Raw genomic sequence first — 24,771 nt, forward strand, 5'->3', positions numbered from 1 at the left:
CTTGTATAGGTTTTTTGTCAGCGCTTGGCCTGGCCCTGCTGCCGGCGCAGTTCTGCCACTTCAGCCTCCAGTTCGCGAACCCTTTCCTCGGCGAATATCTGCGCTGTGACATCGCGCTGGATGCCGATGTAGTAGGTTAGCTGGTCCGCCTCGTTGTGCACGGGTGTGATGGACAACTCGTTCCAGAACAGGCTGCCGTCCTTGCGGTAGTTACGCAGCACCTGACAGCAGGGGCGGCCTTCGCGGATCGCTTCGCGGATGGTTGCGATGCCCGGCTGGTCGTGATCCTCGCCCTGAAGAAAACGGCAGTCCTGATAGAGGATATCGTCGGCGCAATAGCCGGTCAGGCGCTCGAAGGCCGGGTTGACGTAGATAAGGATGCTCTCATTGCCTTCCTGCTCGGCGACAACGATGCCATCGTTGGAATGTTCGACCATCAGTTGCAGGAGTTTTGCATTGATCATGGGGCTCACCTACAGGCATTTCGTATGCGATGTGCGCCAAAGGCTTCCGTGCAGTAGCTTTTGGCGCTGTTTGTTGCATGATGAACCAAGGAGGCTCGCCGCAGAAGGTGCATCTGGGTTTAGAATGTATCACCCCTTGAATGACACCTCGTTATGACCGACGCCACCCCACCCGAATTGCTACCCATGCGCGATGTGGTCAGCCTGACCGGCATCAATCCGGTGACCTTGCGTGCCTGGGAGCGGCGTCATGGGTTGATTCGCCCGCAGCGCACCGAGGGCGGCCATCGCTTGTACACGGCCCAGGATGTCCAGCGCATACGTGACATCTTGCGCTGGACCGCCAACGGCCTGCCCATCAGCAAGGTGGGTGACAGGCTCGCCGGCCAGCCTGAGGCGCCTGTGCAGCAGCCCTCGGCCTTTGACGATTGGCGCGCCGCCGTTGCACGCGCCTCCAGGGCATTCGATGCGCAGGCGCTGGAAGCTATCCATGGGCAGCTGTTCACACTCTTGCCAAAGGCCACGGTGCTGCGGGAAGTGCTGATGCCGGTTTGGCATGAGCTGGCTTCAGGCACTGCGCCAGGCCAGCGCAGCCAATGGTTGTTTCTCGATACGTTCTTGCGCGCCCGGCTGTTGCTGCGCTTGCAGATGAACCAGGCCGATGCGCCACGGGTGCTGCTGGCGGGTACCGAGGGGCAAGCCGAGTGCCAGGTATTGTGCGCCGGGCTGCTGTTGAGCAGCGAGCAACAACGCATCGAAGTGCTCGGCTGCGGGCAGCCGCTGGAAGAGCTCCCGCTGCTGTGTGCGGCGATGCAGCCTGCGGCACTGGTGATCGCGCTGCAGCCGCCGGTGAGCCCTGCCTTGGCCAAGCGCCTGCGCTCGCTGCAGATGGACATTGCTTGTCCGCTGGCCTTGACGGGCGAGGGGCTGGCCGGTGTGCAAGCGGCCTTGCACGGGCTGCCGGTGTGCCTGCTGGACGAGCAGGGTGCTGACGTCGCGCGTGTGCTTGATGCCTTGCTCAGGGGGGCGCTGGACGTTTGAGCCTGGCCCTGCGCGATGCTCAGGGTGGTTGGGTCGTTGCTCGGCATGCTTTTGGCCCTTATCGGCGTCGATGAACAAGATCCTCAAGCAGTCGGGGAGCAACACGCCGGTCATCGGCTTCCGTCTGCTACGCCGTTTCCAATGTCCTGTTGGCAGTCTGCGGGCCGGTGATCATTGCGCTGACCGGCACCTGAGGCCTCATTGCTCACGCGGTGTTTTCAGGTTTGGACGGGGCCGTGTGCCACTGCTCCTTGGGCACCCATTTGGGCTGCTCGGGATCGCCCAGGTAGTGAGGCGACATGATTTGCACCCCATACTCGTTGAACACGTCCTGGATATTGGCGTGCAACAGGCTCAAAAGCTGCGCGCGTGGCCTGGGCTCTGACGGAATGGCCTGGGCCACTAATCGATACTCGGGGTAGAAGTCCGACAGTGCCGTCTGGAATACCTGGGGCATGGGCGTTTGCAGCACGCCGTCGGTGCGCCGAGCTGCTTCCAGCAACATCGCCTCGACCTGACGCCACGGGGTGTCGTAGCCAATGGTCACCACGGTGTCGACCACATAGCCTGGCCCTTGCACGATTCGTGAGTAGTTCTTGGTCACCGAGCCGGTAATCATCGAGTTGGGAAGTGTCAGCACTTCGCCAAGCCCGGTGCGAATGGTCGTGGTGAACATGCCCACCTCGGTCACCGTGCCCTCGTAATCACCCACACGTACAAATTCACCGACGCGCAGCGTGCGCGTGTAGGTGAGAATCAGTCCGGCGGCGCCTTGGCCGATGACACTGGTCGCCCCCAGTGAAACCATCAGACCGAGCAACACTGACAACCCCTTGAAGGCATCGGTACCCGAGCCGGGTAGATAGGGGTAGGCCATCACCAGGGCAAATAGCCAGATCGCCAGCGACGTCAGGCGCATGGTCGGTTGCAAGGTTTCGGCGGTCAGCCATTTCAATGTGCCTGGGCGTGCCATGCGCCTTAGCACACGTTTGGAGAAAGCGCTGATGCCCCGGGCGATGAAGAAGATCGACAGTGCAACGGCCAGGCCGGGCATGGCACGCAAAATACCGCTGATCAGGTAGTTGAGCAGCGCCATCAGGTGGATATTGAGGCTTTCCCCCCAAGACCTTGTGTAGGGGAACTGAGACAGCACGAAGCCCAGCCACTGGTAGCAGAACAACAACACGAGCAACCAGTACAGCAGCCAGAGAGAGCGGTCGATCAGGTAGTACAGGTTCTGCAGGTCGAACAGTTGCGTGTGGCCGACCTTGAGGCGCTCGGAGTGTTTGCCCATCAGTTTAGGCAGCAGTCCCAGGAGCTTGCGTCGACAGTAGCCTGCGGCCTTTACCAGCATGAAAAAGACCAAGGTTGCCGCAGCGCTGTAGCCTACCGCGGTGAGCAAGAACCGCAGGCTTCGCGCCTGGCGGGTTTCCTCGACGACAAGGCGCAGGTTCTCGGCGGCCTGCTCGGCGGCTTCGCCTGTTGTAATGGTATCGGCCGCAGCATCCAGTGGCGTCACGATGAATGCCCGGCGCCCGCCCAGCAGCACCAGGTAGCTGTGCAGGATAGGGTCGACGCGAACCTCCAGATCGTTTGTTTCCTGAAGCGTATCCTCGATGACCTTCTTGGCGCGCTGGGCACGCACCGTGGGTGTTTCGCCCAGCAGCGTCGCACGAAAGACCAGCACCGTGCGGTTGATGACGGTCAACGGTGCGGGTTCGGCAATCACACCCTCTATCTCTGGCCCAGGCTGAGGGGTGTCCGCATGGAGCAGGGGCGAGAACAGCAAGTGGATCAGTAGCATCAGCCCAGCAGCCCGTCCGAACCTGCGCTTGTTGCCCATTTAACAGCCCCTGTGCCGGCGTGTGGATTGCTACCAGCATAGTCGGCTTCAGCCAGCATTCAGTGGCTTAGTTCGCGGGCACGAGGATCACGAAGTTCTTCTTCATGTCTTCCACTACGGTCCATTTGCCCTTGGCGCCCGGTTCGATAATGAACGTGTCGCCAGCGGCCAGTGTGACCGGGGCGCAACCCTCAAGCTCGATGACGCAGCATCCACTCAGGACATGGCAGAACTCCCAGACTTTGTAGTCAATGCGCCACGCCCCGGTGCTGGCTTCCCATTCTCCGGAAATGCGACCTTGCTGTTCATCGTGATAGTACTTGGACGTCAGCGTGTGAGGGCTGCCTTCCAGGACTTCTTCAAAGAACGGAAGGTCGCGCAGCGGTTGGATATCCAGTTCGCGGAACACGGTCAGTTTCTGGTTCATGGCTGTTTCTCGAGCACGTTGTGAGTAGGGCGATACATTAAATAGGCTTCACCGGTGACGCCCAGCATCGGGTGCGGAACGATCTGGCAGGTTTTAACAATTTGAAAACCATGACGTTCGTAGAAGCGGCGTGCACCGTGGTTTTCTGCGTAATCGATCAGGCACAACCCATCAAGGCCCGCGTCGTCAGCGCGCTGCTGGGCGTGGCGAAGAAACTGGGCGCCCAGCCCCTGGCTCCGCCAGGCTTCATCCAGCGCCAGGCTGGATATGTACAAGGTATCGGGTACTTCCATGTCGGAATAAGGCGCGAGGACGGGGTCGGTCTCGACTGGCCTGTCAGGCGTTGCGCGCAAGGCATAGCTATGCATCATGCCGATGACGCGCCCTTCAAAAGTGGCCATCAGGCAGTTCTTGTATGAAAAGTCGCCCTGTTCTCTGGCATAGCGAGACGCACCGACACTCAGCAAGGCTTCTCCAGGTGCGGCGAGCTTGCTCCATATGTAATCGGCCATACCCTCCGATGTCAGTTGAAAGAAGCGCGCAATATCATGCGCGTCCGAGACTCGAGCGGGTCTGAAGTCGATAGGCATGCACAGTGCTCCCATGGTGCCGGGGGTCAGTTTTCAAGGGTTACGCCTTTGGCAGGGAGGCAGGGTAGACGGTTATAGCGGTTCCCATGATGCTCTGCGCGAACACCATCAGCATGGCCTGCGACACGCCTCATGGCCCGACCGATTTCAGGAGCAGGGACGCTCCGCCGTCGCCACCTGCGCCGGGGTCATGCGCCAGTGCCCGGGCGGTTGGCAAGCAACTCGGCGACCAAGGCGCTGGTATCGACGATGTCCAGTTGCGCCAGGCATCGCACGGGCAGGCGAAAGGGGGCGATGCTGTCGGCCACCAGTACCCGTTCGAACGCGCCGCTGTCGAACAGCTCGCCACCGGTGGTGAACAGGCCGTGGGTGGCCGCAGCCAGTAGGCGGCTGGCTCCGGCCTGCCGGCAGGCCTGGGCAGCGCGCAGCAGCGTCTGCCCCGTACTGATCAGGTCGTCGAACACAATGACGGTGCTGCCTGCCACGTTACCGACCAGGTGTTCGCCGCTCAGGCCTGCCTGCTGGCGGTGTTTTTCCATCATGGCCACCGAGACCGGGCGCGCCAGCAGGTGCGCCAGGACCTGGCGAAACTGCTCCGCACGTTTGACGCCACCAATATCTGGCGACACCACCGTGACCGCCTGCTCACCGAGGAGCGGGGCCAGGCGTTGGGCGAACAGTGGGGTGCATTGCAGGTTCCAGCTAGGGATTCGGTAGGCGTTGTCGAAGGCGCTGGGGTTGTGCACGTCCAGCGCCACAATGCGGTCCACGCCGCAGCTTTCCATCAGCCGAGCCACATGGCGAGTGATGATAGCGTCCTGAAACTCCACCTTGCGGTCCTTGCGACCATAACAGAGGTAAGGCGTGACTGCCGTCACCTGGCGGGCAGCAGCGTCCTTGAGCGCGCCACAGAAGAACAACAACCGGCATAGCTTGTCATGCGCGCTGTGGTGCGCGTCACCATACAGCGAGTGGAAGACGATGACCGATCGACCGTCCACCGATTCGCCGGGCCAGCACTTGTGCTCTCCGTCCTCGTAGTCGCGCTCTTCATGTGCAGACAGTGTCCTGCCCAGGCGTTGCGCCACGGCATTCCCATAGGCCTGGCTGCCTTGCAGGGCGAACAGCAACGGCGAGGTGTCATTCATGCCCTGCGCTCCAGAGGTCGTTCACAGCGACATGAGCTGCATGGCACTGTGCGGTTTGATGAGTATCCAGTCGAGCATAGCCAGTGGGCGACCGTTCAACCGTGAATCGCCAGGATACTGGAGTGAACCTTGTACAGGGTTTGCTCGGTAGTACTGCCGACGACCTTGCTCACCCCCTCGTGGTAGAGCGTGCCCATCACCACCACATCGAAGCCTTGCTGGTTCGCGTATTCGCTGACCACGTTACGGGCAGCGCCCCGCACCAGGTGCAGGTGGTCTGGCTTGATGCCATAGTGGCCGCCGAACGTCGCCATGCGCTCGCGCGCACGACCGGACATTTCCTCGACCAGTTTGTCGGTCCAGGCCACGGGTGCGGCGGCATAGGCGACGAAACTGGCGCTGGGTTCGTAGGCCTGCAGCAAATGCAGCTGCGCCTTGCAGCGTTGTGCCAGTGCCTGTGCCGATTGCAGGATGTGGTCGTTGAGCTTGTCGATCACCGGGTCGTGCTCGACCAGATCAACGGCGACCAGTATGCGCGCTGGCAGCTTCGTTTCAGCCTGGGCTACCAGGTGCAGCGGGATCGGGCAGCGGCGTAGCAATTGCCAGTCCAATGGCGTGAGCAGGGCACGGCTCAAGGCGGTTTCGTGCTGGATGTCCTTGATCACCATCCCGACCCGGTGCAGTTGGGCCAGCCGGATCAAGTCCTTGAGCGGGTCTTGATCGTCCAGTGTCTCGGCGTAGGCGGTAATGCCCAGCTCGCCCAGCGCCTTCACCTGCTCAGCGAGCCAAGCCTTGCGATGCTCGGCGTCCTGCTTGCGGGCGTTTTTGCGTAGCACCTGGTCCAGGGTTGCCAGGCGCGAGGGCAATTGGCTGAGCGCCACCAGGTGCAAGGTAGCACCTGTCGCACTGCTCAGCGCTTGAGCACGCGTCAGGGCAGGCGAAGGGTGCAGGTCTGGATGGCAGATCAGCAGCAGTCTTGAGTAAGTATTCATGATGGCCTCCACCGCGGTGGCAGCCTCGATGAAGGCCCACCGGTTCAGGCCAAGCGTGACGCAGTGGGGCTCGATGACCTTGATATTTATCAAGATTGGCTGAATGCGGTGTACTCATGACCGGGTCGCAGAGCTCGGCATGTTTCTCGCTGCGCATCAACACTGTTCGCTGTTGTACAGCTGATCAGCAGTGATGTCGTCCTGCAGGCATTAAAGCTGCTTCGAGCAATCTCTATGTCATTGTAAATAAAGAAAATATTTATTGGCATGGATTGTGTTGATAGAGCATTGAGAGGCGCCGAAACAGGGTGCCGAGCCTATCGATCAGGAGCTCCCATGCCACGTGAAATTCGTTTGAACGCCTTCGAGATGAACTGTGTCGGCCATCAGTCGCCCGGACTCTGGAGGCACCCCAAGGATCGCGCCTGGCAATACAAGGATCTGGAGTACTGGACGGATCTGGCCAAGTTGCTTGAGCGCGGTAAGTTTGACGGCATCTTCATCGCCGACGTGATCGGCATCTACGACGTGCTGGGCGGCAATGGCGATGCGGCCATCCGCCAGGCGACCCAGGTTCCGGTCAATGATCCGCTGGCGCTGATCACCCCGATGGCGCTGGTTACCGAACACCTCGGTTTTGGCCTCACCGCCTCGCTGACGTTCGAGCACCCGTATCCTTTCGCCCGGCGCCTGTCGACCCTGGATCACCTGACCAAGGGGCGCATCGGCTGGAACATCGTTACCTCGTACCTCGACAGCGGCGCGCGCAACCTCGGGCAGAAGGCGCTGAGCGACCACGATGCGCGCTACGACTACGCCGACGAATATCTTGAAGTGCTCTACAAGCTGTTCGAGGGGAGCTGGGAAGAGGGCGCTGTGCTGCGTGATCGCGAGCGCGGCATTTTCAGCGATCCCAGCAAGGTTCATGCGATCCGCCACCAGGGCAAGCACTTCCAGGTGCCCGGCATCCACCTCTGCGAGCCTTCGCCGCAGCGCACGCCGGTGCTCTATCAGGCGGGGGCGTCGAGCCGTGGCAAGGACTTCGCAGCCGGACACGCCGAGTGCGTGTTCGTCGCCGCACCGTCCAAGGTGATCCTGAAGAAAACCGTGGCCGACATCCGCCGTCGCGCTGCCGAGGCCGGGCGTGATCCACGCAAGGTGCTGATCTTCAACCTGCAGACAGTGATCGTCGACGAGACCGACGCCAAGGCTCAGGCCAAGTGGCAGGAGCTCACGTCATATACCAGCTACGAAGGTGCGCTGGCGCTGATCTCGGGATGGACGGGTATCGACTTCGGCCAGTACCGGCCCGACCAGGTGCTCAAGCATATCCATACCAATGCCATTCAGTCGGCAGTGGAAACCTTTTCCACCGCCGACCCCAATAAGCAATGGACGGTGCAGGAACTGGCCGATTGGGTTGGTATTGGCGGCTTCGGCCCGCTGATCGTCGGCAGTGCGCAGACCGTCGCCGACGAGCTGCAAGCCTGGGTCGAGGAAACCGACGTGGACGGCTTCAACCTGGCTTACGTCCTGGCCCACGAAACCTTCCGCGATGTGGTCGAGCTGTTGGTGCCCGAGTTGCAGAAACGCGGTGTGTACAAGACCGAATATCGTTCCGGAACCCTGCGCGAGAAGCTGTTCGGCGATGGCCCGCGACTGCCCGCCAACCATCCTGGCGCCGGCTATCGCGACCTCAGCCAGCAGCGCGAAAACGTCGATGTCAACCTGGCCGAGCCGGCCTGAATCGGCAGAGGAGTCATTGCATGAGCATTCATGAACGCTATCTGCCGTTGCCCGACGTAGTGGCCGACAGCGCCCTGACGGCGCTGCAGCGTTGGGCCAGAGAACGGCCGACACAAATCGCCCTGCGTCATCGCCGTCTTGGTGTGTGGAAGGCCTGGCGCTGGATCGATGTGCAGCACGAGGTCGAGCGGGTTGCCAACGGCTTGCGCCAGCAGGGGTTCGGCCCCGGGCAGCGCCTGGCATTGAGTGGCGCCTTCGAGCCGAGCCTGCTGATTCTGGCGTTGGCTGCCCACCCGCTTGGCGGCCAGAGCCTGGTGATTGGCCGCGACAGCCGTGGCGATGAGCTGCAACGGCAACTGCGCCGGGCGCGCCCGACGTTCGCCTTTGTCCAACGCCGTGAAGACGTGTCGCACTGGTTGGGCAGCGGCCTTGCCGAGCTGTGGCCACTGCGTTTGTTTTCCGCCCAGGCCAATGTCGTGAGCAACGGCTTGTGGCAGGTGCAGCCGCTGTCGACGTTGTTTGTCGGCGAGGCGCCGGTGGCGCAGCGTCAGGGTTGGACGCAGGTCGCCGAAGATGACGTGCTGTGGGTCGATGAGGGCACCGAATGGCGTGAGGGACTGGGGCATTTGCTGAGCCGTTGGTTGCACCATGGCGAAAGTCTAGCCTTCCCGGAAACGAGCGAGTCTGCTGGTCGCGACCGTCGCGAAATCGCCCCGACCGGGTTGTTGTTGTCCGCTGCGGGGGTCGAGGCGCTGGCGGGCGAAATCGATGCCCGCCTGGCGCCACCAGGCAGTTGGCGACGGCGTCTGTGTGACTGGACGCTGGAAAATCCACACCAGGGCTTGCGTCGCTGGCTGAAGCAGCGGGTGCGGCGTCTGCTCGGCTTCCATCGCTTGCGCCGGATCGAGGTGCCAAGTGCGTCTGCCAGCGTGGCGCTACAAGGCCCGGCACGCTTGTCATGGCTGCACGAATATCTGGAGCGCGCGGCATGAGTGCTTTGCTGGAGGTGCGCAACGTGTCGCTGTCGTTCAAGGGCGTGAAGGCGATTTCCGACTTGTCCTTCAGCGTCAGGCGCGGCGAGATCTGCGCCCTGATCGGGCCGAATGGCGCCGGCAAGAGCTCGCTGCTGAACATCCTCAATGGCGTCTACCGGGCCGATGCCGGCCAGCTGTTCTTCGCCACCGAGCCGTTGCGCCGGCCGCACCCGCTGCAGGCGGCGCGGCTGGGGATCGGCCGTACCTTCCAGAACAATGCGCTGTTCAAGAAGATGAGTGTGCTGGACAACCTGCTTACCGGTCTGTCGCGTTTCCAGCGCAGTTTCTTTCTCGAACAGGCGCTGGGCCTGCCACGTGCCCGGCGCGAGGCCCGGGCTTTCGCCGAGCGTGCCGAGCAGGTGCTGGAGTTCCTCGAGCTGCAGCCCTGGCGCGACGTTGCCGTGGGCAGCCTGGCCTATGGCCTGCAGAAACGCGTGGAGCTGGGGCGTGCGCTGATCGCGCAGCCGACCCTGCTGCTGCTCGACGAGCCGATGGCGGGGATGAACGCCGAAGAGAAACAGGACATGAGCCGCTTCATCGCCGATATCAACCGTGATCTCGGCACCACGGTGATTCTCATCGAACACGACATTCAGGTGGTCATGGGGCTGTCCAGCCACGTGGTGGTGCTGGACTACGGGCGCAAGGTCGGCGATGGCACACCGGCCGAAGTACAGGCCAATCCCGATGTGATCGCCGCCTACCTGGGAGCGCCACACGGATGAACTTCTTCCTGGAAACCTTGATCGGCGGCTTGCTCGCCGGCACCCTGTATTCGCTGGTGGCCATCGGCTTCGTGCTGATCTACAAGGCCAGCGGCGTGTTCAACTTCGCCCAGGGCGCGATGCTGTTGTTTGCTGCGCTGACCTTCGTCAGCCTGCACGAGCAGGGCCTGCCGTTCGCCCTGGCGTTGGCCCTGACCGTACTGGTGATGATCGTCGGCGCGCTGCTGATCGAGCGCCTGGTGCTGCGGCCCCTGGTCAATCGCTCGCAGATCACCCTGTTCATGGCCACCCTTGGCCTGTCGTTCATCATCGAGGGCCTGGCCCAGGGCTTGATGGGCGCCCAGGTACGCGCGCTGGATCTGGGCATCGAGGACGTCCCGCTGTTCGTCGGCGAACTGATGATCAGCCAGTTCGACCTGGTTGCCTCCGGCGTTTCCGCCTTGTTGGTGGCGGTGCTGGCGCTGCTGTTCAACAAGACCCGCATCGGTGTGGCCTTGCGGGCGGTGGCCGACGATACCCGCGCGGCGCTGTCGCTGGGCATCAACCTCAACCGCATCTGGCAGATCGTCTGGGCCGTGGCCGGAATGGTCGGGCTGGTGGCCGGGCTGCTCTGGGGGGCGCGCCAGGGCGTGCAGTTCTCGCTCTCGCTGGTCGTGCTCAAGGCGCTGCCGGTGCTGATCATCGGCGGCTTCACCTCGATTGGCGGAGCCATCGTCGGCGGGCTGATCGTCGGTGCCGCCGAGAACCTCGCCGAAGCCTACATAGGCCCGCTGATCGGCGGCGGCATCACGCCCTGGTTCGCTTATTTCCTTGCCCTGATCTTCCTCTACATCCGTCCGGCCGGCCTGTTCGGCGACCGGGCCACCGAACGGGTATGACGCAATGACCGCTACCGTTTCACGCCTGGGCGCCGGCTTCGACGAGGCGCCGCTGACCCTGGTGCGCCGTCGCTGGCCAGTGGGCCTGCCGTTGTTGCTGCTGGTGGCCTTCGTCGGCTTGCCCTGGCTGGGCAACGACTACTGGCTCAACGCGATCCTGATTCCCTTCCTGGTGCTGTCGCTGGCCGGGCTGGGGCTGAACTTGCTGACCGGCTACACCGGGCAGACCTCGGTCGGTGCCGCCGGCTTTATGGCGGTGGGCGCCTTCGCCACCTACGGCCTGCTGCTGCGTGTGCCTGGGCTCCCTTTGCCGCTGGCGCTGATCGGCGGCGGGCTGATTGCCGGCCTGGTCGGCTTGCTGTTCGGCATACCCAGTTCGCGGATCAAGGGTTTCTACCTGATGGTCACCACGCTGGCTGCGCAGTTCTTCCTCGAATGGGTGTTCGCCAAGTTTCCCTGGTTCTACAACCATGCCTCGTCCGGCACCATCAGCGCACCGCGCCTGGAGTTGTTCGGCCACAGCCTGGCCTCGCCGGTAGGTCGCTACCTGCTGACCCTGAGCTGCGTGGTGCTGCTGACCTGGGTCGCGGTCAACCTGGTGCGCAGCCAGGTCGGGCGCAACTGGATGGCGATCCGCGACATGGACACCGCCGCCTCGGTGATCGGCATTCCGGTAGAGCGCTACAAACGCCTGGCCTTTGCCGTCAGCTCTTTCTACCTGGGCATCGCCGGGGCGCTCTGGGCCTTCGCCTACCTGGGCACGTCCAGTGCCGGCAGCTTCGATATCAACCGCTCGTTCCAGATCCTCTTCATCATCATCGGTGGCATGGGCAGCATCGCCGGCAATTTCATCGGCGCGGCTTTCATCAGCCTCACACCGATTCTGCTCAGCCATGCCGGGCAGTGGCTGTTCGGCGGCAACGTCGATGCCGGGCAATTGCAGAACCTGCAGAAGATCCTCTTCGGCAGCCTGATCATCTGGTTCCTGATCAAGGAGCCGGAAGGCCTGGTACGCCTGCTCGGCGACCTGCGCGAACGCATCAGGGTCTGGCCGCTGCGATTCTGAGCACGACCGCCTCTTTCCATGAACCTTGACCCGACCGCGGGAAAGGAGGTTTTCACCCCAGCACAAGAAGTTCACACCATGCGCAAACCCTTGCATCGTCACCTGCTCGTCAGCCTCTTTGTGCTCGGCGCCCAGGCCCTGTCTCCGGTCGTCACCCAGGCCGCCGACAACCAGCAGTTCATTCCCATGGCCACCTACTGGGTCGGCGCCTATGCCTCCAGCGGGATTCCCTGGTGGGCCGGAGAGATCGACTACTTCCGTTACATCAACGAGGTGGAAGGCGGCATCAACGGCGTCAAGCTGGTCTGGCAGGAGTGCGAGACCGAGTGGAACGTCGACCGTATCGTCGAGTGCTACGAGCGCTACAAAGATGGCAAGGATGGCGCGCCGACGGCGTTCTTCTTCACCCACAGCACTCCGGGCTCCTATGCGCTGATGGAGAAGGGCGCGGCCGACCGCATCCCGCTGATCGATGATGCCGGCGGGCGCACCGAGTCTACCGACGGCAGCGTGTTCCCCTATGCCTTCCCACTGCTGCTGAACTACTACGGGCAGGCCTCGGTGGGCATCAACTACATCGCCGAGCGCGAGGGCGGCTTCGACAAGCTCAAGGGCAAGAAGATCGTCACCGTCTACCACGACTCGGCGTATGGCCGGGAAACCCAAGCGCCGATGAAGCTGCTGGCGGAAACATACGGCTTCGAGAACATCCAGATCCCGGTGGCCGATCCGGGCAATGAGCAGTCGGCGCAGTGGCGCCAGGTGCGGCAGATCAAGCCAGATTGGGTGTTCCTGCGTACCTGGGGGGTGTCCACTCCGGTTGGCATAAAGACGGCCGCACGCTTCGGCATCCCGGTGGAGCGCATCATCGGCGACGTCTGGGCCGGCTCCGAGGCCGACGTGCTCCCTGCCGGCACGGCGGCCAAGGGCTACCAGGCCCTGGCGCCGTTCCCCGGTGGCGACGGTTTCGAGATTCACCAGCGCCTGCGCCAGCACATCCTCGATGCCGGCAAGAGCGACCTGAAGGATAAGCGCTACTTCGGCAAGGTGTACTACAACATCGGCCTGATCAATGCCGCGATTGCCGTCGAGGCGCTGCGCACCGCCCAGGGCAAGTTTGGCAACCGCCCGCTCAATGGTGAGGAAGCGCGCTGGGGCTTCGAGCACCTGAATATCGACGCCGCGCGCCTCAAGGCCAGTGGCTTCGAAGGGCTGCTGCCACCGCTGCAGCTGTCCTGCTCTGATCACGAGGGCGGTGGTGCGGCCCGCGTTCAGCAGTGGGACGGCGAGAAATGGGTGCTGGTGACCGACTGGATCCAGGCTGACCGCGCCACCTTGCGTCCGCTGATCGAGGCCAAGTCCGCCGCCTATGCCCAGGAGAAGGGCATCACCCCGCGTAATTGCGCCAACGAGCAATAAACCCCCATGACCTGCGCCCGGCCACCGTCGCGTGGGCCGGGCGCCTGTGGAGAAAGACCATGCATGCAACGCTGAAACGCGGTGTCGCCGCCTTTGGCCTGGCGCTCGCGAGCTACGCCGCGATGCCGTCGGCGGCCCAGGCGGCCAATGAACAATTCTTCCCGCTAGCCACCTACCGAGTCGGTGCCTATGCCTCCAGCGGCATTCCGGTGTGGGCCGGGATGATCGACTACCTGCGCTACATCAACGACGTCGAAGGCGGCATCAATGGCGTCAAGCTGGTCTGGCAGGAGTGTGAGACCGAGTGGACGGCGGAGAAGGGCATCGAGTGCTACGAGCGCTTCAAGAACGGCCTCAATGGCGCTCCGGTAGCGGTCTACCAGCCCAATGGTGCGCCGGCTGCCTATGCCCTGGCGGACAAGGCCGAGGCCGACCGGATCCCGCTGATCACCCTCGGCTATGGTCGTACCGAGGCCACCGATGGCCGCGTCTTTCCCTACAACTTCCCGGTGATGCTGACCTTCTACAGCGAGGCTTCGGCATTCATCAACTACGTGGCCGAGCGCGAGGGTGGGCTGGACAAGCTCAAGGGCAAGAAGATCGCCACCGTCTACCACGACTCCGCCTATGGCCGGGAAACCCAGGGGCCGCTGAAGCTACTGGCGGAGAAGTACGGCTTCGAGAACATCCAGATTCCCGTCGCCGACCCGGGTAACGAGCAGGCCTCGCAGTGGCGCCAGGTGCGCCAGCTCAAGCCGGACTGGGTATTCCTGCGCACCTGGGGCGTGTCCACACCGGTGGCGATCAAGACTGCGGCGCGCTTCGGCTTTCCGGTCGATCGCATCGTTGGCGACATCTGGGCCAGCTCCAATGAAGACGTGCTGCCGGCCGGCGAGGCGGGCAAGGGTTATCTGGCCCTGACGCCCTATCCGGGCGGTGCCGACTTCGACATCCACCAGCGCATCAAGGCACACATCCTCGACAAGGGCAAGAGCGACCTCAAGGATCCTAAGAGCTTCGGCAGCGTGTACTACAACTCCGGCCTGGTGAATGCCGCCATCGCCGTTGAGGCGATCCGCGCCGCGCAGAAGCACTTCGGAGCGCGGCCGCTCAATGGCGAGGAAGGTCGCTGGGGCTTGGAACACCTCGATCTCGACGATGCGCGGCTCAAGGCGATCGGTTTCCTGGGGCTGATGCAGCCGCTGAAGCTGTCGTGCAGCGACCACGAGGGGGGCGGTGCCGTCAAGGTGCAGCAGTGGGATGGCCAGCAGTGGAAGCTGATCACCGATTGGGTGCAGGCCGATCATGTCACCCTGCGCCCCCTGATTGACGCCAAGGCTGCCGAGTACGCGAAAGAGAAAGGCGTGACCCCCCGTGCGTGTGACGCGCCGTGAGCGCTCGCTTTTCACCTGTGGCAGGGGCTTTAACCGCGACCGGCACGGGCAACGCATTTCAAGGCTTTGGGGCGGCAGGCGCCGCCCGCTGAACGACGACCAGAGGGCAACAATCCATGACCAGTGCGACTCTTCTAGCCGCCGTCAGCAGCGAGCTGCTGGCAGTGGAGGACATCGAAGTGATCTACGACGGCGCAATCCTCGCCGTGGCCGGTGTATCCCTGCGGGTCGGGCAGGGCGATATCGTCGCCTTGCTAGGCGCCAACGGTGCTGGCAAGAGCACCACACTCAAGGCTATTTCCGGCCTGGTGCAGGCCGACCGGGCGCAGGTCAGCCGTGGCCATATCCGCTTCCAGGGGCAGGACACCGCCGGTGTCGCGGCCAACCTGCTGGCACGCCAGGGTATCGTCCATGTGCTGGAAGGACGGCATGTGTTCGCCCACCTGACCATCGAGGAAAACCTGCGCAGTGGCGGCTTCCTGCGTAACCCGACGCGGCGCCAACTGGAGCAGGATCTGGAGCGCATCTATGCCTGGTTCCCGCGCTTGAAGACCAAGCGCAAGACTCAGGCTGGGCTGACTTCCGGCGGTGAGCAGCAGATGCTCGCCATCGGCCGCGCGCTGATGACCAAACCGCGCCTGGTGCTGCTCGACGAGCCCTCGATGGGCTTGGCGCCGATCCTCGTCGAGGAGATCTTCGCCATCGTCGCCCAGCTCAATGCGCAGGAGGGCGTCAGCTTTCTGGTGGCCGAGCAGAACATCAACGTTGCCCTGCGCCATGCTAGCCATGCCTACATCCTGGAGAACGGCCGGGTGGTGGGTGAGGGCAGTGCTGCCGAGCTGGCCGCGCGGGAAGATATTCAGCATTTCTACCTGGGCGGCAAGGCTGACTGAGCGGTGGCGACGGCTGTGGAACGCTGTGGTCATACCGCCTTTTACTGAGTAGGTGATGTTCCATTCAACGCGGCCCAGGCCGCGTTTTTTTGTCCTGACGAAAGCGCTGTGGCGCCGGCAACAGCAGTTGTGCAGATTGCTCCGCAGACGGTGCATCATAGTGTTGAGTAGATTGTTCAAGTGATTGAATAACAATGATTTTTTCTGTTGGCATGGTTGTTGGAACAACTGGATTTGCAGCGCCTGGAAAGGCGCCTACCTCGTCATTCCAAGGATCACTGCCATGCGCTCTACCGCTTGCTACAGAACAGCTCTTTCTCTGGCCATCCTGCTGGCCAGCCCCGCGTTTGCCGACGGCGTTGATGAAGGCTTCATCGACGGCACGCAGATCCATGTGCTCAACCGCAACTTCTTCTTCAGCCAGGACTATCGCAACGGCGACTTCACCCTCAACCCCAACAAGGGTGAGCGGCAGAGCCTGCATCGTGAATGGGGCCACGGCATCATCGCCAATCTGCAATCCGGTTTCACCCGTGGCACTGTCGGCTTCGGCGTGGATGTGCAGGGGCTGGTCGGGCTCAAGCTCGATGGCGGCAATGGGGCAGTCGGCAATGGTGTCGGCGTGCCTGGCATCGTGTCGCGCTCGGGGAGCAACTTCGATGGCGAGCCCAAGGACAGCTACGGCAAGGTTGGCGCCGCGCTCAAGGTGCGCGCCTTCGACACCGAGCTGCGCTATGGCGACGTCAGCCCGACCAGCCCGGTGCTGCACGCCAGCGACATTCGCCTGCTGCCGCAGACACTGCGCGGCTTCATCTTCAACAACAACTCGCTGGATGGCCTGAGCCTGCAGGGCGGCAAGCTGGAGTCGAGCAGTGACCGCAACGCCAGCAACCACCGTGGTGATCTCGGCACCGTCTATGCCGGGCGTATCAAGGGCGCCAACGATGTGGTGTACCTGGGTGGCGATTACCTGTTCAACGACCAGCTCACCTTGCGCCTGCACAGCAGCCGCCTCGACGACGTATGGAACCAGTCGTTCTTCAGCGTCGACCATGTGCAGCCGCTGGGTAGCGAGCTGAGCCTGAAGACCGGCCTCAATTATTACAGCACCCGTGACAGCGGCCAGGCGCTGGCCGGCCAGATCGACAACGACTCATGGAGCGTGCATGCCGGTCTGGCTGCCGGCGCTCATGGCTTCAAGCTGTCCTACACACGCATCGATGGCGACACGCCGTTCGACTACGTGTGGAACACCTATGACCTGCAACTGGATGCCGCCTCGCAGGTTTCCGACTTCAACAACCCCAATGAGCGAGCCTGGGAAGCCCGTTACGACTATGACTTCGCCACGCTTGGCGTGCCTGGGCTGAGCCTGACGGCCCGCTACGTGCGCGGTACCGACATCGACGGTACGCGCGCGGGGGGCGCTTACAGCTACTTCAATGGTACCGAGGACGGCCGCCACTGGGAGCGCAACCTGTGGCTGAAGTACGTGCTGCAGAGTGGGCCGGCCAAGGACCTCTCGTTCAACCTGATGCAGGCCACCCACCGCGTCGGTGGCGATCACGTCGCCGAGTCCAACGTCGACGAACTGCGCCTGATCGTCCAGTACCCGCTGGATATCAGCCTCTGAGAACCTGCTCACGATCTCGCGAGATGACGCCATGCAACACCGATGGCGGCCCCGCAAAAACAGGCGAGGCGCGGTCGGAGTCGCGCTCGACTTCATCCGCTGTAAATGAGCAGTCCGACCACGCTGGCGCTCCAGCCTTTTTTAACGCAGGAGGGCCGACGCGCAGCAGGTCGTGAACAGGTCTGAGGCAAGTGTCCGCCCGGCAACAGCCAATCCACAGTTTGCCGCCACAGGTGCTTTTCCAATTATCTGGATTGCGCATCAAGTCATTGAATATGAAGGATTTTCCAGGTTGGTACGGGCTGTGCAGTAGCCCTGGAGAATCCATCACGCTTGGAGCAACACATGACTCAGTCACAACCCGCCGATCTGCGCGAGCAGGTCAGCTCGGCGCCTCGGCGCCCGGCACAGATCATCCGTAGCGACGCCGAAGCCATCGAGGTGGCGCAGCGCTTGGCCGAGGATTTTGCCCGTGAGGCAGCCTGGCGTGATCGCGAGCGGCGCCTGCCCTGGGAGGAACTGGATCGCTTCTCCGAAAGCGGTCTGTGGGCAATCAGCGTGCCCAAGGCGCACGGCGGCGCCGGGGTATCTTATGTCACCCTCAGCGAGGTGATCGCGACCATCTCCGCCGCCGATTCATCGCTCGGCCAGTTGCCGCAGAACCACTTTGGTGTGCTCAGCAACCTCGGCCTGACCGGCAGCGAGGCGCAGAAGCGCCGCTACTACGCCAAGGTGCTGCAAGGCTACCGTTTCGGTAACGCCTTTTCCGAAGCGCGCAGCCAGTACGTCACCACCTTCCAGACGCAGATCCGCTTCGACGGCGACAGCGCCGTGCTCGATGGCGAGAAGGCCTACTGCACGGGGGCGCTGTTCGCCCACATCGTCCCGGTCGCGGGTGTCGACGAGGAGGGCCGCCCGCACATCGCCTTCGTGCCACGCGATGCAGCTGGCCTGACGGTGATCGACAGTTGGGATGGCTTCGGCCAGCGCATCACAGCCAGCGGCCAGGTGCGTATCGAAGGCGTGCGGGTGCCAGCGAGCGAGGTGATACCGGCCTGGAAGGCCTACGACCAGCCAACCGCTGATGGCCCGATCTCGCAGATCATCCAGGCCGCCGTGGACACCGGCATCGCCCGTGGCGCCTTTGCCGAAACCCTGCGCGTGGCGCGTCAGGCACGCCCCTGGGTCGACAGCGGCTTGCAGCACGGCTGGCAGGATCCACTTGGCCAGGCGCTAATCGGCGAGCTGGCCTGGCGCCTGCAGGCGGCCGAGGCGATCTTGCAGCGCGCTGCCGAGGCGGTCGATCGCGCCGTCGCCGAGCCTGGCGAAGAGCACGTTGCTGAAGCCTCAGTGGTGGTCGGCCAGGCCAAGGTGCTGTCTACCGAGATTTCCCTTGAGGCGTCCAGTCGCCTGCTGGAGCTGGGCGGCACGCGCAGCGTCTCGGCCAGCCAGGGGCTGGACCGCTTCTGGCGCAATGCGCGCACCCACACGCTGCATGACCCGGTGCGCTGGAAGTACCACCTGGTCGGCAATCAACTGCTCAACGGCATCAAGCCGCAACGTCATTCCTGGAACTGAGGTCACGCCATGTCCAACACCCATTCCCAAGGCCGGGGTGACCTGGCCCACGCCCGTCATGTCGAGGCAGCTCTGCTTGACTACCTGCGCGGGCAGAGTGCTCGTCATGAAGCGCTGGTCATCGCTGCAGTCGGCGAGTTGCGCATCCGTATCGACGCCGCCGACGCGTTGCTGGCACGCGCCGACGCCTCGCAGTCGGCCGCCATCGCTTTTCGTTTGGGCGCCGCCGAGGCCGCGCGCCTGGCCGTGCAGACGCATTTCGAACTGGTGGGCAGTAGTCTGCCGCGTCCACAGCCGGGCAGCGCCGAACCGGCACTGCCCACTCAACGGCGACTGCTCGGCGACCACTACCTCAACGGCGCCGCCTTGGCAGATCAGCAAAGGGTGCAAGCATGAGTCGAATCCTGACGTTGCTCACCGCCCTGGTGCTGGCATTGGCGGGCGGCCTGGCACAAGCCGAGGAGGAGGGCGAGGCCGTGCCGTCGCTGGCCGGCAAGCGCATTGCCGTGAGCATGACTGGCACCAGTCATTACTTCGACATCAAGGCGTTCCAGGCGCAGGTCAATGAGATCAAGCGCCTGGGCGGCACGCCGATCACCCTCGACGCCGGGCGCAACGACCGCAATCTGGTCACACAACTGAACACGGTGGTCACGCAAAAGCCCGACGCGGTGATTCAGACCCTCGGCACCCTGAGCGTGATCGACCCCTGGCTCAAGCGCATCCAGGCAGCAGGCATCCCGCTGTTCACCATTGATGTGCCATCGCAGTACAGCCTCAACAACACCACCTCGGACAACGTCGCGGCCGGCCGCGCGTTGGCCGAACAGCTGGTGCGCGACACCGGCGGCAAGGGCCGCATCCTGGTGTTCAACGGCTTCTACGGGGTGCCGGTCTGTGCGATCCGCTACGACGAGTTGAAGAAGGTACTGGCCGATCATCCGCAATTGCAGATCGTCCAGCCGGAGCTGCGTGACGTGATTCCCAACACCGTGCAGGACGCCCGCAGCCAGATCGCCGCGCTCCTGAACAAGTACCCCAAGGGCGATATCGCCGCCATCTGGTCGGCCTGGGACATCCCTCAGCTCGGCGCCAGCCAGGCGCTGATCGACGCCGGGCGCAGTGAGATCCGCACCTATGGTGTGGACGGCACGCCGGAGGTACTGGAGCTGCTCGCCCATGACAACTCGCCCATCGGCGCGGTGGTTGCGCAGCAGCCCGACCTGATCGGCCGCACCGCCGTGCGCAACGTTGCCCGCTACCTGGCCGGCCAGCGTGATCTGCCGAAGGAAACCCATGTCGCCGCGCTATTGACGACCCGCGACAACCTGGCTCAGGTCAAGCACCTGCGAGGTGACCAATGAGTGACAACGACTGCTCCGGCATTTCCCGGCGCTGCCTGCTCGGCGCGTCTTCGGCGATGCTCGCTCTCGGGCTTGCCGCACCATTGACCCGCACCATGGCGGCTGGAGCCGACAGCGGTGCCGAGGCCAGTGCCACAGTGCCTTCGCTCAAGGGCAAGCGCATCGCCATCAGCACCGTGGGCACCAGCATCTACTTCGACAGCCGGGCCTTCAAGGCGCAGGTCGAGGAGGTACAGCGCCTGGGCGGCACGCCGATCACCCTGGATGCCGGGCGCAACGACAAGGCCATGGTGACCCAGTTGCAGAATCTGGTGACGCAGAAGCCCGATGCAGTGATTCACACCCTCGGCACGCTGAGCATCATCGAGCCCTGGTTCAAGCGCATCAGCGCCGCCGGCATCCCGCTGTTCACCATCGAGGTGCCGTCGCAGTACGCGGTCAATACGATTTCCGCAGACAACTGGAGCACGGGTTTGCTGCTGGCCAAGCAGTTGGTGGCCGATCTGCGCGGCAAGGGCAGGGTGCTGCTGTTCAATGGCTTCTATGGCGTGCCGAGCTGCGGCATTCGCTATGACCAGTTGAAGCTGGTGAGCAAGTTCTACCCGCAGATCGAGTTCATCCAGCCGGAGTTGCGCGACGTGATTCCCAACACCGTGCAGGATGCCCGCAGTCAGGTTGCCGCCTTGCTCAACAAGTACCCCAAGGGTGAGCTCGACGCGATCTGGGCGGCCTGGGATCTGCCGCAGCTCGGTGCCAGCCAGGCGCTGATCGAAGCCGGGCGCAATGAAGTGCGCACCTATGGCGTCGACGGTACGCCCGAGGTGCTGGAACTGCTGCGCCAGCCCGGCAGCCCGGTGGCTGCAGTGGTGGCGCAGCAGCCTGCGTTGATTGGCCGTACGGCGGTGCATAACGTCGCCCGCTACCTGGCCGGCGAGCACGATCTGCCGCCCGAAACCTTCGTCGAGACCCTGCTGACCACGGCGGGCAACGTCGATGACGTCAAACGCATCCGAGGCGACGCATGAGTACGCCGGTGCTGGAGCTGCGTGGCATCGTCAAGACCTTCGGTGCCACCCGGGCGCTCGACGGCGCCAGCCTGCGGGTGGCGGCGGGCAGCGTGCACGGTCTGGTGGGCGAGAACGGCGCCGGCAAGTCTACGCTGATCAAGGTGCTGGCCGGCATCCACCGCCCGGACGCCGGCAGCCTGCTGCTCGACGGCCAGCCGCACGGGCATTTCAGCCCGCGCCAGGTGGAGCGCCTGGGCATTGGCTTCATCCACCAGGAACGCTTGTTGCCGGCCCGTTTCACCGTGGGTGAAGCCTTGTTCTTCGGCCACGAACGGCGACTCGGGCCCTTGCTCGATCGCCGCTCTCAGCAGCGCGAGGCCGCGCGTCTGCTGGACGACTACTTCGGCCTGCGACTGCCGGCGAATGCGCTGATCGGTGAACTGAGCAGCGCCGAGCAACAGATGGTGCAGATCGTCCGCGCGCTGCTGATCAAACCGCGTGTGCTGGTGTTCGACGAACCCAGCGTGGCCCTGGTGCAGCGTGAGGTGGAGCGTTTGCTGCGGATCGTCCAGCGCCTGCGTGACGATGGCCTGGCGATCGTCTACATCTCCCATTACCTGCAGGAAATCGAGGCCCTGTGCGACCGCGTGACGGTACTGCGCAACGGTCGCGATGTCGCTGAAGTCTCCCCGCGCAACACGTCGCTGGAGCAGATCACCCGCCTGATGGTCAACCGCGAAGTCGGCGAGCTGTACCCCAAGGTAGCGGTGCCTGCCGGTGCGCTGTTGCTCGACGTACGCGGGCTGGGTCGGGCACGGGCCTACCAGGGCATCGACCTGCAGGTGCGCCGTGGCGAGATCGTCGGCCTCACCGGGCTGGTGGGCTCGGGCGCCAAGGAGTTGCTACGCAGCCTGTTCGGCCTGGCGCCACCGGACAGCGGCGAGGTGCGCCTGGACGGGCAACCGTTGTCCTTGCGCAGCCCGCGCGAGGCTGTCGCCCAGGGCGTCGCGCTGATGCCCGAGGAGCGCCGTCGGCAAGGCGTGGCGCTCGACCTGAGCGTGCAGGAGAACACCACCCTGGCGGCACTGTCGCGCTTCGTCCGCCTGGGGCTGCTGTCGCCGGCGCGCGAGCGGCATACCACCCTGGAGCTGATCGAGCGCCTAAGGATCAAGGCCCCTGGCGCGCATGCCAAGGTGCGTCAGCTCAGCGGCGGGAATCAGCAGAAGGTGGCGCTGGCCAAGTGGTTCGCGCGATGTTCCAGCCTGTACCTGCTGGACGAGCCCAGCGTTGGCATCGATGTTGGCGCCAAGGTGGAGATCTATCGGCTGATCGGTGAACTGGTGAAGGAGGGCGCCGGGGTGTTGATCCTCTCGTCCGACCTGCCGGAGTTGATCGGCCTCTGCGACCGCATTCATGTCATGCACCGCGGCGCCATCGCCGCACGTTTCGCCGCTGGCGAGGCGAACAGTGACCGCCTGCTGGCGGTGGCTACTGGCGCGCAACGCGCGCAGAACGAGGAACGACCTTTCTATGCCTATGCCATTGCTATCTGATGCCTTCCACCCGCGATTCGCGCAGTGGCTGCTGCGCCGTGGCGCGCTGCTGGCCTTCGCCGCGATCCTGTTGGCCTTCGCCCTCAGTGCGCCGAACTTCCTCACCCCGAGCAACCTGGTCAATGTGCTGGCCCAGTCGGCGATCCTCGGCAGCCTTGCCTTTGGCCTGACCACGGTGATCATCGGCGGCGGCTCGAACGTGGTGTCCGGTGGGCTTGATCTGTCGCTGGCGGCCAACCTCGGGTTGTCCGCTGCGGTCTATGCCAGCCTGAACAACGCCGGTTTCGGCGATGTTGTCAGCATCGCCGCGACGCTTGGCACTGGCCTGGCCATCGGCACGCTGAATGCGCTGGTGGTGGTCGGTTTCCGTTTGCCGCCGCTGCTGGCAACCCTGGCCACGATGAACCTGGTGGCCGGGCTGGAACTGGTGCTGACCGAAAACACCGTCCTGCCCAGCACTTCGCCGTTGCTGGAAGGGCTGGCCTTCGGTAGTTGGCTCGGCGTGCCAGCCCTGGCCTGGGTGCTGCTGGCGGTCGGTGGCGTGCTGATCGTGTTGATGCAGTACACGCCATTCGGCCTGCGCCTGTACGCCATCGGCGAATACCCGGAGGCGGCTAATGCCGCTGGGCTGTCGGTGCGTGGCTACGTGTTCGCCAGCTACCTGATCAGCGGTCTGTGCGGCAGCCTGGCCGCGTTTTGTTCGGCGGCCTGGTTCAGCGGCAGCACCACCGGTTCCGGCGAGATGCTGCTGTCGGTGGTGGCCATTGCTTTTCTTGGGGTGATCTTCTCCCAGCGTCTGCAGCCGAGCATCGGCGGCACGCTGCTGGCAACGTTGCTGGTCGGGGTGCTGATCAACGGCTTCCAGCTTCTGAATATTTCCAGCTTCTGGGTCGACGGCGTGCAGGGTGTCCTGATCCTGCTGGTGGTGGCCCTGTCCGGTTTGCGCAACAAGGAGGCCTGAGATGTCCGATTCGTTATCCGCCCCGCAGCCTGCCGGTCTGACCGGGCTCTCTGGCCGGGCGTTGCTGCGCCTGGTCATGCCGACGCTGTTCGCCGCCGTTCTACTGTTCTTTGCGTTGAAGGCACCCGGCTTTCTCACCGTCGGCAACCTGTCCAGCCTGTTATTGAACAATTTCGTGCTGCTGGCCATCGTCGCCATCGGCATGACCTACGCCATCGCTGCGGGTGGCATCGACCTGTCAGTCGGCACTGCGCTGGACTTCTCGGCGCTGACCTTCGTCCTGCTGCTCAATGCCGGCTTCGGGCTCTATGTCGCGATTCCCGGTGGGTTGCTGGCTGGCAGCCTGGCCGGGTTGTTCAATGCCGGGCTGATCGCCGGGCTGCGTATTTCCCCTTTTCTGGCCACCCTTGGCACACTGTTCATTGGCAGCAGCGTGCAAAAGCTGCTTTCCGATGGCGGACAACCGATCTACCTGGAGGCGCAGGTGCGCAGCGGCTTGGCCAGTGAGCGCTTGCTTGGCGTGCCGCTACCCTTGCTGCTGGTGGCACTGTTGGCGCTGGTGTATGGCGTGGTATTGGCGCGTGGCCGCTTAGGCCGGGAGATCATCGTCCTTGGCAGCCAGCCACTGGTGGCGCGTTATTCGGGCCTGGCGCAGCGACGTATCGCTGCCCTGGTGTTCATCGCCAGTGCCTTTGCCAGCGCGCTGGCGGGCATCCTGCTGCCGGCCACGGTGAACGCCTACGCGCCGATGTCCGGCAATGCCTTCCTGATGAATGCCATCGGTGCGGTCTTCATCGGTGCCACGCTGAGCCTGCACAACCGGGTCAACGTACCCGGTACACTGCTCGGTGTGCTATTTCTCAACGTCACGGCCAACGGTCTGCTGCTGATCGGCTGGAATTTCTTCTGGCAGCAGGTGGCCACCGGCGTTCTGATTCTCTCGGTTCTGCTGTTCAGTTTTGCCAGTCGGCGGCTCGGCGCTGGCTAGTTCTGGCGTTTCGGGCGAAACGCCAGT

The 24,771-nt window shown here is 63.7% G+C and carries 23 protein-coding genes; 17 read left to right on the plus strand and 6 right to left on the minus strand.

Annotated elements, in window-relative coordinates:
• Window positions 1–17: 17 nt before the first annotated feature.
• On the minus strand, window positions 18–464 hold the full coding sequence (locus LMH93_RS11545; RefSeq protein ID WP_003254000.1) for a PAS domain-containing protein: 447 nt from the start codon (window positions 462–464) through the stop codon (window positions 18–20).
• Window positions 465–617: 153 nt separating this feature from the next.
• Between LMH93_RS11545 and LMH93_RS11550 the strand changes: the two genes are divergently transcribed.
• The gene (locus LMH93_RS11550) at window positions 618–1,505 is read left to right on the plus strand and encodes a MerR family transcriptional regulator (protein WP_185279441.1); all 888 of its coding nucleotides are present in this window, start codon (window positions 618–620) and stop codon (window positions 1,503–1,505) included.
• 205 nt (window positions 1,506–1,710) lie between these two features.
• Here LMH93_RS11550 and LMH93_RS11555 read toward each other — a convergent pair whose 3' ends face one another.
• The 5 genes from LMH93_RS11555 to LMH93_RS11575 all read right to left on the minus strand — a co-directional run bounded on the left by LMH93_RS11555 (window position 1,711) and on the right by LMH93_RS11575 (window position 6,598).
• Window positions 1,711–3,348, minus strand: a complete 1,638-nt coding sequence (locus tag LMH93_RS11555; protein WP_060545016.1) for a mechanosensitive ion channel family protein — start codon at window positions 3,346–3,348, stop codon at window positions 1,711–1,713.
• 67 nt (window positions 3,349–3,415) lie between these two features.
• The gene (locus tag LMH93_RS11560; protein WP_014860486.1) at window positions 3,416–3,775 is read right to left on the minus strand and encodes a cupin domain-containing protein; all 360 of its coding nucleotides are present in this window, start codon (window positions 3,773–3,775) and stop codon (window positions 3,416–3,418) included.
• Window positions 3,772–4,365 (minus strand): GNAT family N-acetyltransferase, encoded by a 594-nt coding sequence (locus tag LMH93_RS11565; RefSeq protein ID WP_230065177.1) that lies wholly within the window; start codon window positions 4,363–4,365, stop codon window positions 3,772–3,774. Before LMH93_RS11565 ends, LMH93_RS11560 begins: the two co-directional genes overlap by 4 nt.
• Before the next feature lie 188 nt (window positions 4,366–4,553).
• A complete protein-coding gene (locus LMH93_RS11570; protein ID WP_003253995.1) occupies window positions 4,554–5,513 on the minus strand; it encodes a ribose-phosphate diphosphokinase in 960 nt (319 codons plus the stop codon).
• Window positions 5,514–5,608: 95 nt separating this feature from the next.
• Window positions 5,609–6,598 (minus strand): universal stress protein, encoded by a 990-nt coding sequence (locus LMH93_RS11575; RefSeq protein WP_004576516.1) that lies wholly within the window; start codon window positions 6,596–6,598, stop codon window positions 5,609–5,611.
• A gap of 243 nt (window positions 6,599–6,841) precedes the next feature.
• On the opposite strand from LMH93_RS11575, the gene LMH93_RS11580 reads away from it, so the two are divergent.
• The 16 genes from LMH93_RS11580 to LMH93_RS11655 all read left to right on the plus strand — a co-directional run bounded on the left by LMH93_RS11580 (window position 6,842) and on the right by LMH93_RS11655 (window position 24,744).
• A complete protein-coding gene (locus LMH93_RS11580) occupies window positions 6,842–8,251 on the plus strand; it encodes an LLM class flavin-dependent oxidoreductase (protein ID WP_064493313.1) in 1,410 nt (469 codons plus the stop codon).
• Window positions 8,252–8,271: 20 nt separating this feature from the next.
• Window positions 8,272–9,243 carry an AMP-binding protein gene (locus LMH93_RS11585; protein WP_185279440.1) on the plus strand — a complete coding sequence of 324 codons (972 nt, stop codon included), beginning with the start codon at window positions 8,272–8,274 and terminating at the stop codon, window positions 9,241–9,243.
• Window positions 9,240–10,010 carry an ABC transporter ATP-binding protein gene (locus LMH93_RS11590; protein WP_003253991.1) on the plus strand — a complete coding sequence of 257 codons (771 nt, stop codon included), beginning with the start codon at window positions 9,240–9,242 and terminating at the stop codon, window positions 10,008–10,010. The genes LMH93_RS11585 and LMH93_RS11590 overlap by 4 nt, the downstream gene beginning before the upstream one ends.
• Entirely contained in the window at window positions 10,007–10,888 is an 882-nt protein-coding gene (locus LMH93_RS11595) for a branched-chain amino acid ABC transporter permease (RefSeq protein ID WP_003253990.1), read from the plus strand. The genes LMH93_RS11590 and LMH93_RS11595 overlap by 4 nt, the downstream gene beginning before the upstream one ends.
• Window positions 10,889–10,892: 4 nt before the next feature.
• A complete protein-coding gene (locus LMH93_RS11600; protein ID WP_103517868.1) occupies window positions 10,893–11,954 on the plus strand; it encodes a branched-chain amino acid ABC transporter permease in 1,062 nt (353 codons plus the stop codon).
• 78 nt (window positions 11,955–12,032) lie between these two features.
• The gene (locus LMH93_RS11605) at window positions 12,033–13,373 is read left to right on the plus strand and encodes an ABC transporter substrate-binding protein (RefSeq protein ID WP_230065178.1); all 1,341 of its coding nucleotides are present in this window, start codon (window positions 12,033–12,035) and stop codon (window positions 13,371–13,373) included.
• A gap of 59 nt (window positions 13,374–13,432) precedes the next feature.
• A complete protein-coding gene (locus tag LMH93_RS11610) occupies window positions 13,433–14,767 on the plus strand; it encodes an ABC transporter substrate-binding protein (protein ID WP_003253987.1) in 1,335 nt (444 codons plus the stop codon).
• Between the two features lie 116 nt (window positions 14,768–14,883).
• Window positions 14,884–15,660, plus strand: a complete 777-nt coding sequence (locus LMH93_RS11615) for an ABC transporter ATP-binding protein (RefSeq protein ID WP_185279439.1) — start codon at window positions 14,884–14,886, stop codon at window positions 15,658–15,660.
• Between the two features lie 283 nt (window positions 15,661–15,943).
• The gene (locus LMH93_RS11620; RefSeq protein ID WP_230065179.1) at window positions 15,944–17,293 is read left to right on the plus strand and encodes an OprD family porin; all 1,350 of its coding nucleotides are present in this window, start codon (window positions 15,944–15,946) and stop codon (window positions 17,291–17,293) included.
• A gap of 345 nt (window positions 17,294–17,638) precedes the next feature.
• The gene (locus LMH93_RS11625; protein ID WP_003253983.1) at window positions 17,639–18,871 is read left to right on the plus strand and encodes an SfnB family sulfur acquisition oxidoreductase; all 1,233 of its coding nucleotides are present in this window, start codon (window positions 17,639–17,641) and stop codon (window positions 18,869–18,871) included.
• A 9-nt stretch (window positions 18,872–18,880) separates the two neighbouring features.
• A complete protein-coding gene (locus LMH93_RS11630) occupies window positions 18,881–19,267 on the plus strand; it encodes a hypothetical protein (RefSeq protein ID WP_185279438.1) in 387 nt (128 codons plus the stop codon).
• Window positions 19,264–20,235, plus strand: a complete 972-nt coding sequence (locus LMH93_RS11635; protein ID WP_185279437.1) for a sugar ABC transporter substrate-binding protein — start codon at window positions 19,264–19,266, stop codon at window positions 20,233–20,235. The genes LMH93_RS11630 and LMH93_RS11635 overlap by 4 nt, the downstream gene beginning before the upstream one ends.
• Window positions 20,232–21,260 (plus strand): sugar ABC transporter substrate-binding protein, encoded by a 1,029-nt coding sequence (locus LMH93_RS11640; protein WP_012052704.1) that lies wholly within the window; start codon window positions 20,232–20,234, stop codon window positions 21,258–21,260. Before LMH93_RS11635 ends, LMH93_RS11640 begins: the two co-directional genes overlap by 4 nt.
• Entirely contained in the window at window positions 21,257–22,795 is a 1,539-nt protein-coding gene (locus LMH93_RS11645) for a sugar ABC transporter ATP-binding protein (RefSeq protein ID WP_185279436.1), read from the plus strand. The genes LMH93_RS11640 and LMH93_RS11645 overlap by 4 nt, the downstream gene beginning before the upstream one ends.
• Window positions 22,779–23,756, plus strand: a complete 978-nt coding sequence (locus tag LMH93_RS11650; protein ID WP_060538308.1) for an ABC transporter permease — start codon at window positions 22,779–22,781, stop codon at window positions 23,754–23,756. The genes LMH93_RS11645 and LMH93_RS11650 overlap by 17 nt, the downstream gene beginning before the upstream one ends.
• A 1-nt stretch (window position 23,757) precedes the next feature.
• A complete protein-coding gene (locus LMH93_RS11655; protein WP_003253977.1) occupies window positions 23,758–24,744 on the plus strand; it encodes an ABC transporter permease in 987 nt (328 codons plus the stop codon).
• Window positions 24,745–24,771: the final 27 nt, after the last annotated feature.

The sequence above is a fragment of the Pseudomonas sp. CIP-10 genome (assembly GCF_020911845.1).
GTDB lineage: Bacteria > Pseudomonadota > Gammaproteobacteria > Pseudomonadales > Pseudomonadaceae > Aquipseudomonas > Aquipseudomonas alloputida.

Coding starts and splice junctions, on each gene's coding strand:
- LMH93_RS11590 (WP_003253991.1), top strand. CDS start 9,240: ATGAGTGCTTTGCTGGAGGTGCGCAACGTGTCGCTGTCGTTCAAGGGC.
- LMH93_RS11650 (WP_060538308.1), top strand. CDS start 22,779: ATGCCATTGCTATCTGATGCCTTCCACCCGCGATTCGCGCAGTGGCTG.
- LMH93_RS11550 (WP_185279441.1), top strand. CDS start 618: ATGACCGACGCCACCCCACCCGAATTGCTACCCATGCGCGATGTGGTC.
- LMH93_RS11645 (WP_185279436.1), top strand. CDS start 21,257: ATGAGTACGCCGGTGCTGGAGCTGCGTGGCATCGTCAAGACCTTCGGT.
- LMH93_RS11655 (WP_003253977.1), top strand. CDS start 23,758: ATGTCCGATTCGTTATCCGCCCCGCAGCCTGCCGGTCTGACCGGGCTC.
- LMH93_RS11605 (WP_230065178.1), top strand. CDS start 12,033: ATGCGCAAACCCTTGCATCGTCACCTGCTCGTCAGCCTCTTTGTGCTC.
- LMH93_RS11615 (WP_185279439.1), top strand. CDS start 14,884: ATGACCAGTGCGACTCTTCTAGCCGCCGTCAGCAGCGAGCTGCTGGCA.
- LMH93_RS11595 (WP_003253990.1), top strand. CDS start 10,007: ATGAACTTCTTCCTGGAAACCTTGATCGGCGGCTTGCTCGCCGGCACC.
- LMH93_RS11620 (WP_230065179.1), top strand. CDS start 15,944: ATGCGCTCTACCGCTTGCTACAGAACAGCTCTTTCTCTGGCCATCCTG.
- LMH93_RS11640 (WP_012052704.1), top strand. CDS start 20,232: ATGAGTGACAACGACTGCTCCGGCATTTCCCGGCGCTGCCTGCTCGGC.
- LMH93_RS11580 (WP_064493313.1), top strand. CDS start 6,842: ATGCCACGTGAAATTCGTTTGAACGCCTTCGAGATGAACTGTGTCGGC.
- LMH93_RS11630 (WP_185279438.1), top strand. CDS start 18,881: ATGTCCAACACCCATTCCCAAGGCCGGGGTGACCTGGCCCACGCCCGT.
- LMH93_RS11545 (WP_003254000.1), bottom strand. CDS start 464: ATGATCAATGCAAAACTCCTGCAACTGATGGTCGAACATTCCAACGAT.
- LMH93_RS11610 (WP_003253987.1), top strand. CDS start 13,433: ATGCATGCAACGCTGAAACGCGGTGTCGCCGCCTTTGGCCTGGCGCTC.
- LMH93_RS11625 (WP_003253983.1), top strand. CDS start 17,639: ATGACTCAGTCACAACCCGCCGATCTGCGCGAGCAGGTCAGCTCGGCG.
- LMH93_RS11600 (WP_103517868.1), top strand. CDS start 10,893: ATGACCGCTACCGTTTCACGCCTGGGCGCCGGCTTCGACGAGGCGCCG.
- LMH93_RS11570 (WP_003253995.1), bottom strand. CDS start 5,513: ATGAATGACACCTCGCCGTTGCTGTTCGCCCTGCAAGGCAGCCAGGCC.
- LMH93_RS11560 (WP_014860486.1), bottom strand. CDS start 3,775: ATGAACCAGAAACTGACCGTGTTCCGCGAACTGGATATCCAACCGCTG.
- LMH93_RS11565 (WP_230065177.1), bottom strand. CDS start 4,365: ATGCCTATCGACTTCAGACCCGCTCGAGTCTCGGACGCGCATGATATT.
- LMH93_RS11585 (WP_185279440.1), top strand. CDS start 8,272: ATGAGCATTCATGAACGCTATCTGCCGTTGCCCGACGTAGTGGCCGAC.
- LMH93_RS11635 (WP_185279437.1), top strand. CDS start 19,264: ATGAGTCGAATCCTGACGTTGCTCACCGCCCTGGTGCTGGCATTGGCG.
- LMH93_RS11555 (WP_060545016.1), bottom strand. CDS start 3,348: ATGGGCAACAAGCGCAGGTTCGGACGGGCTGCTGGGCTGATGCTACTG.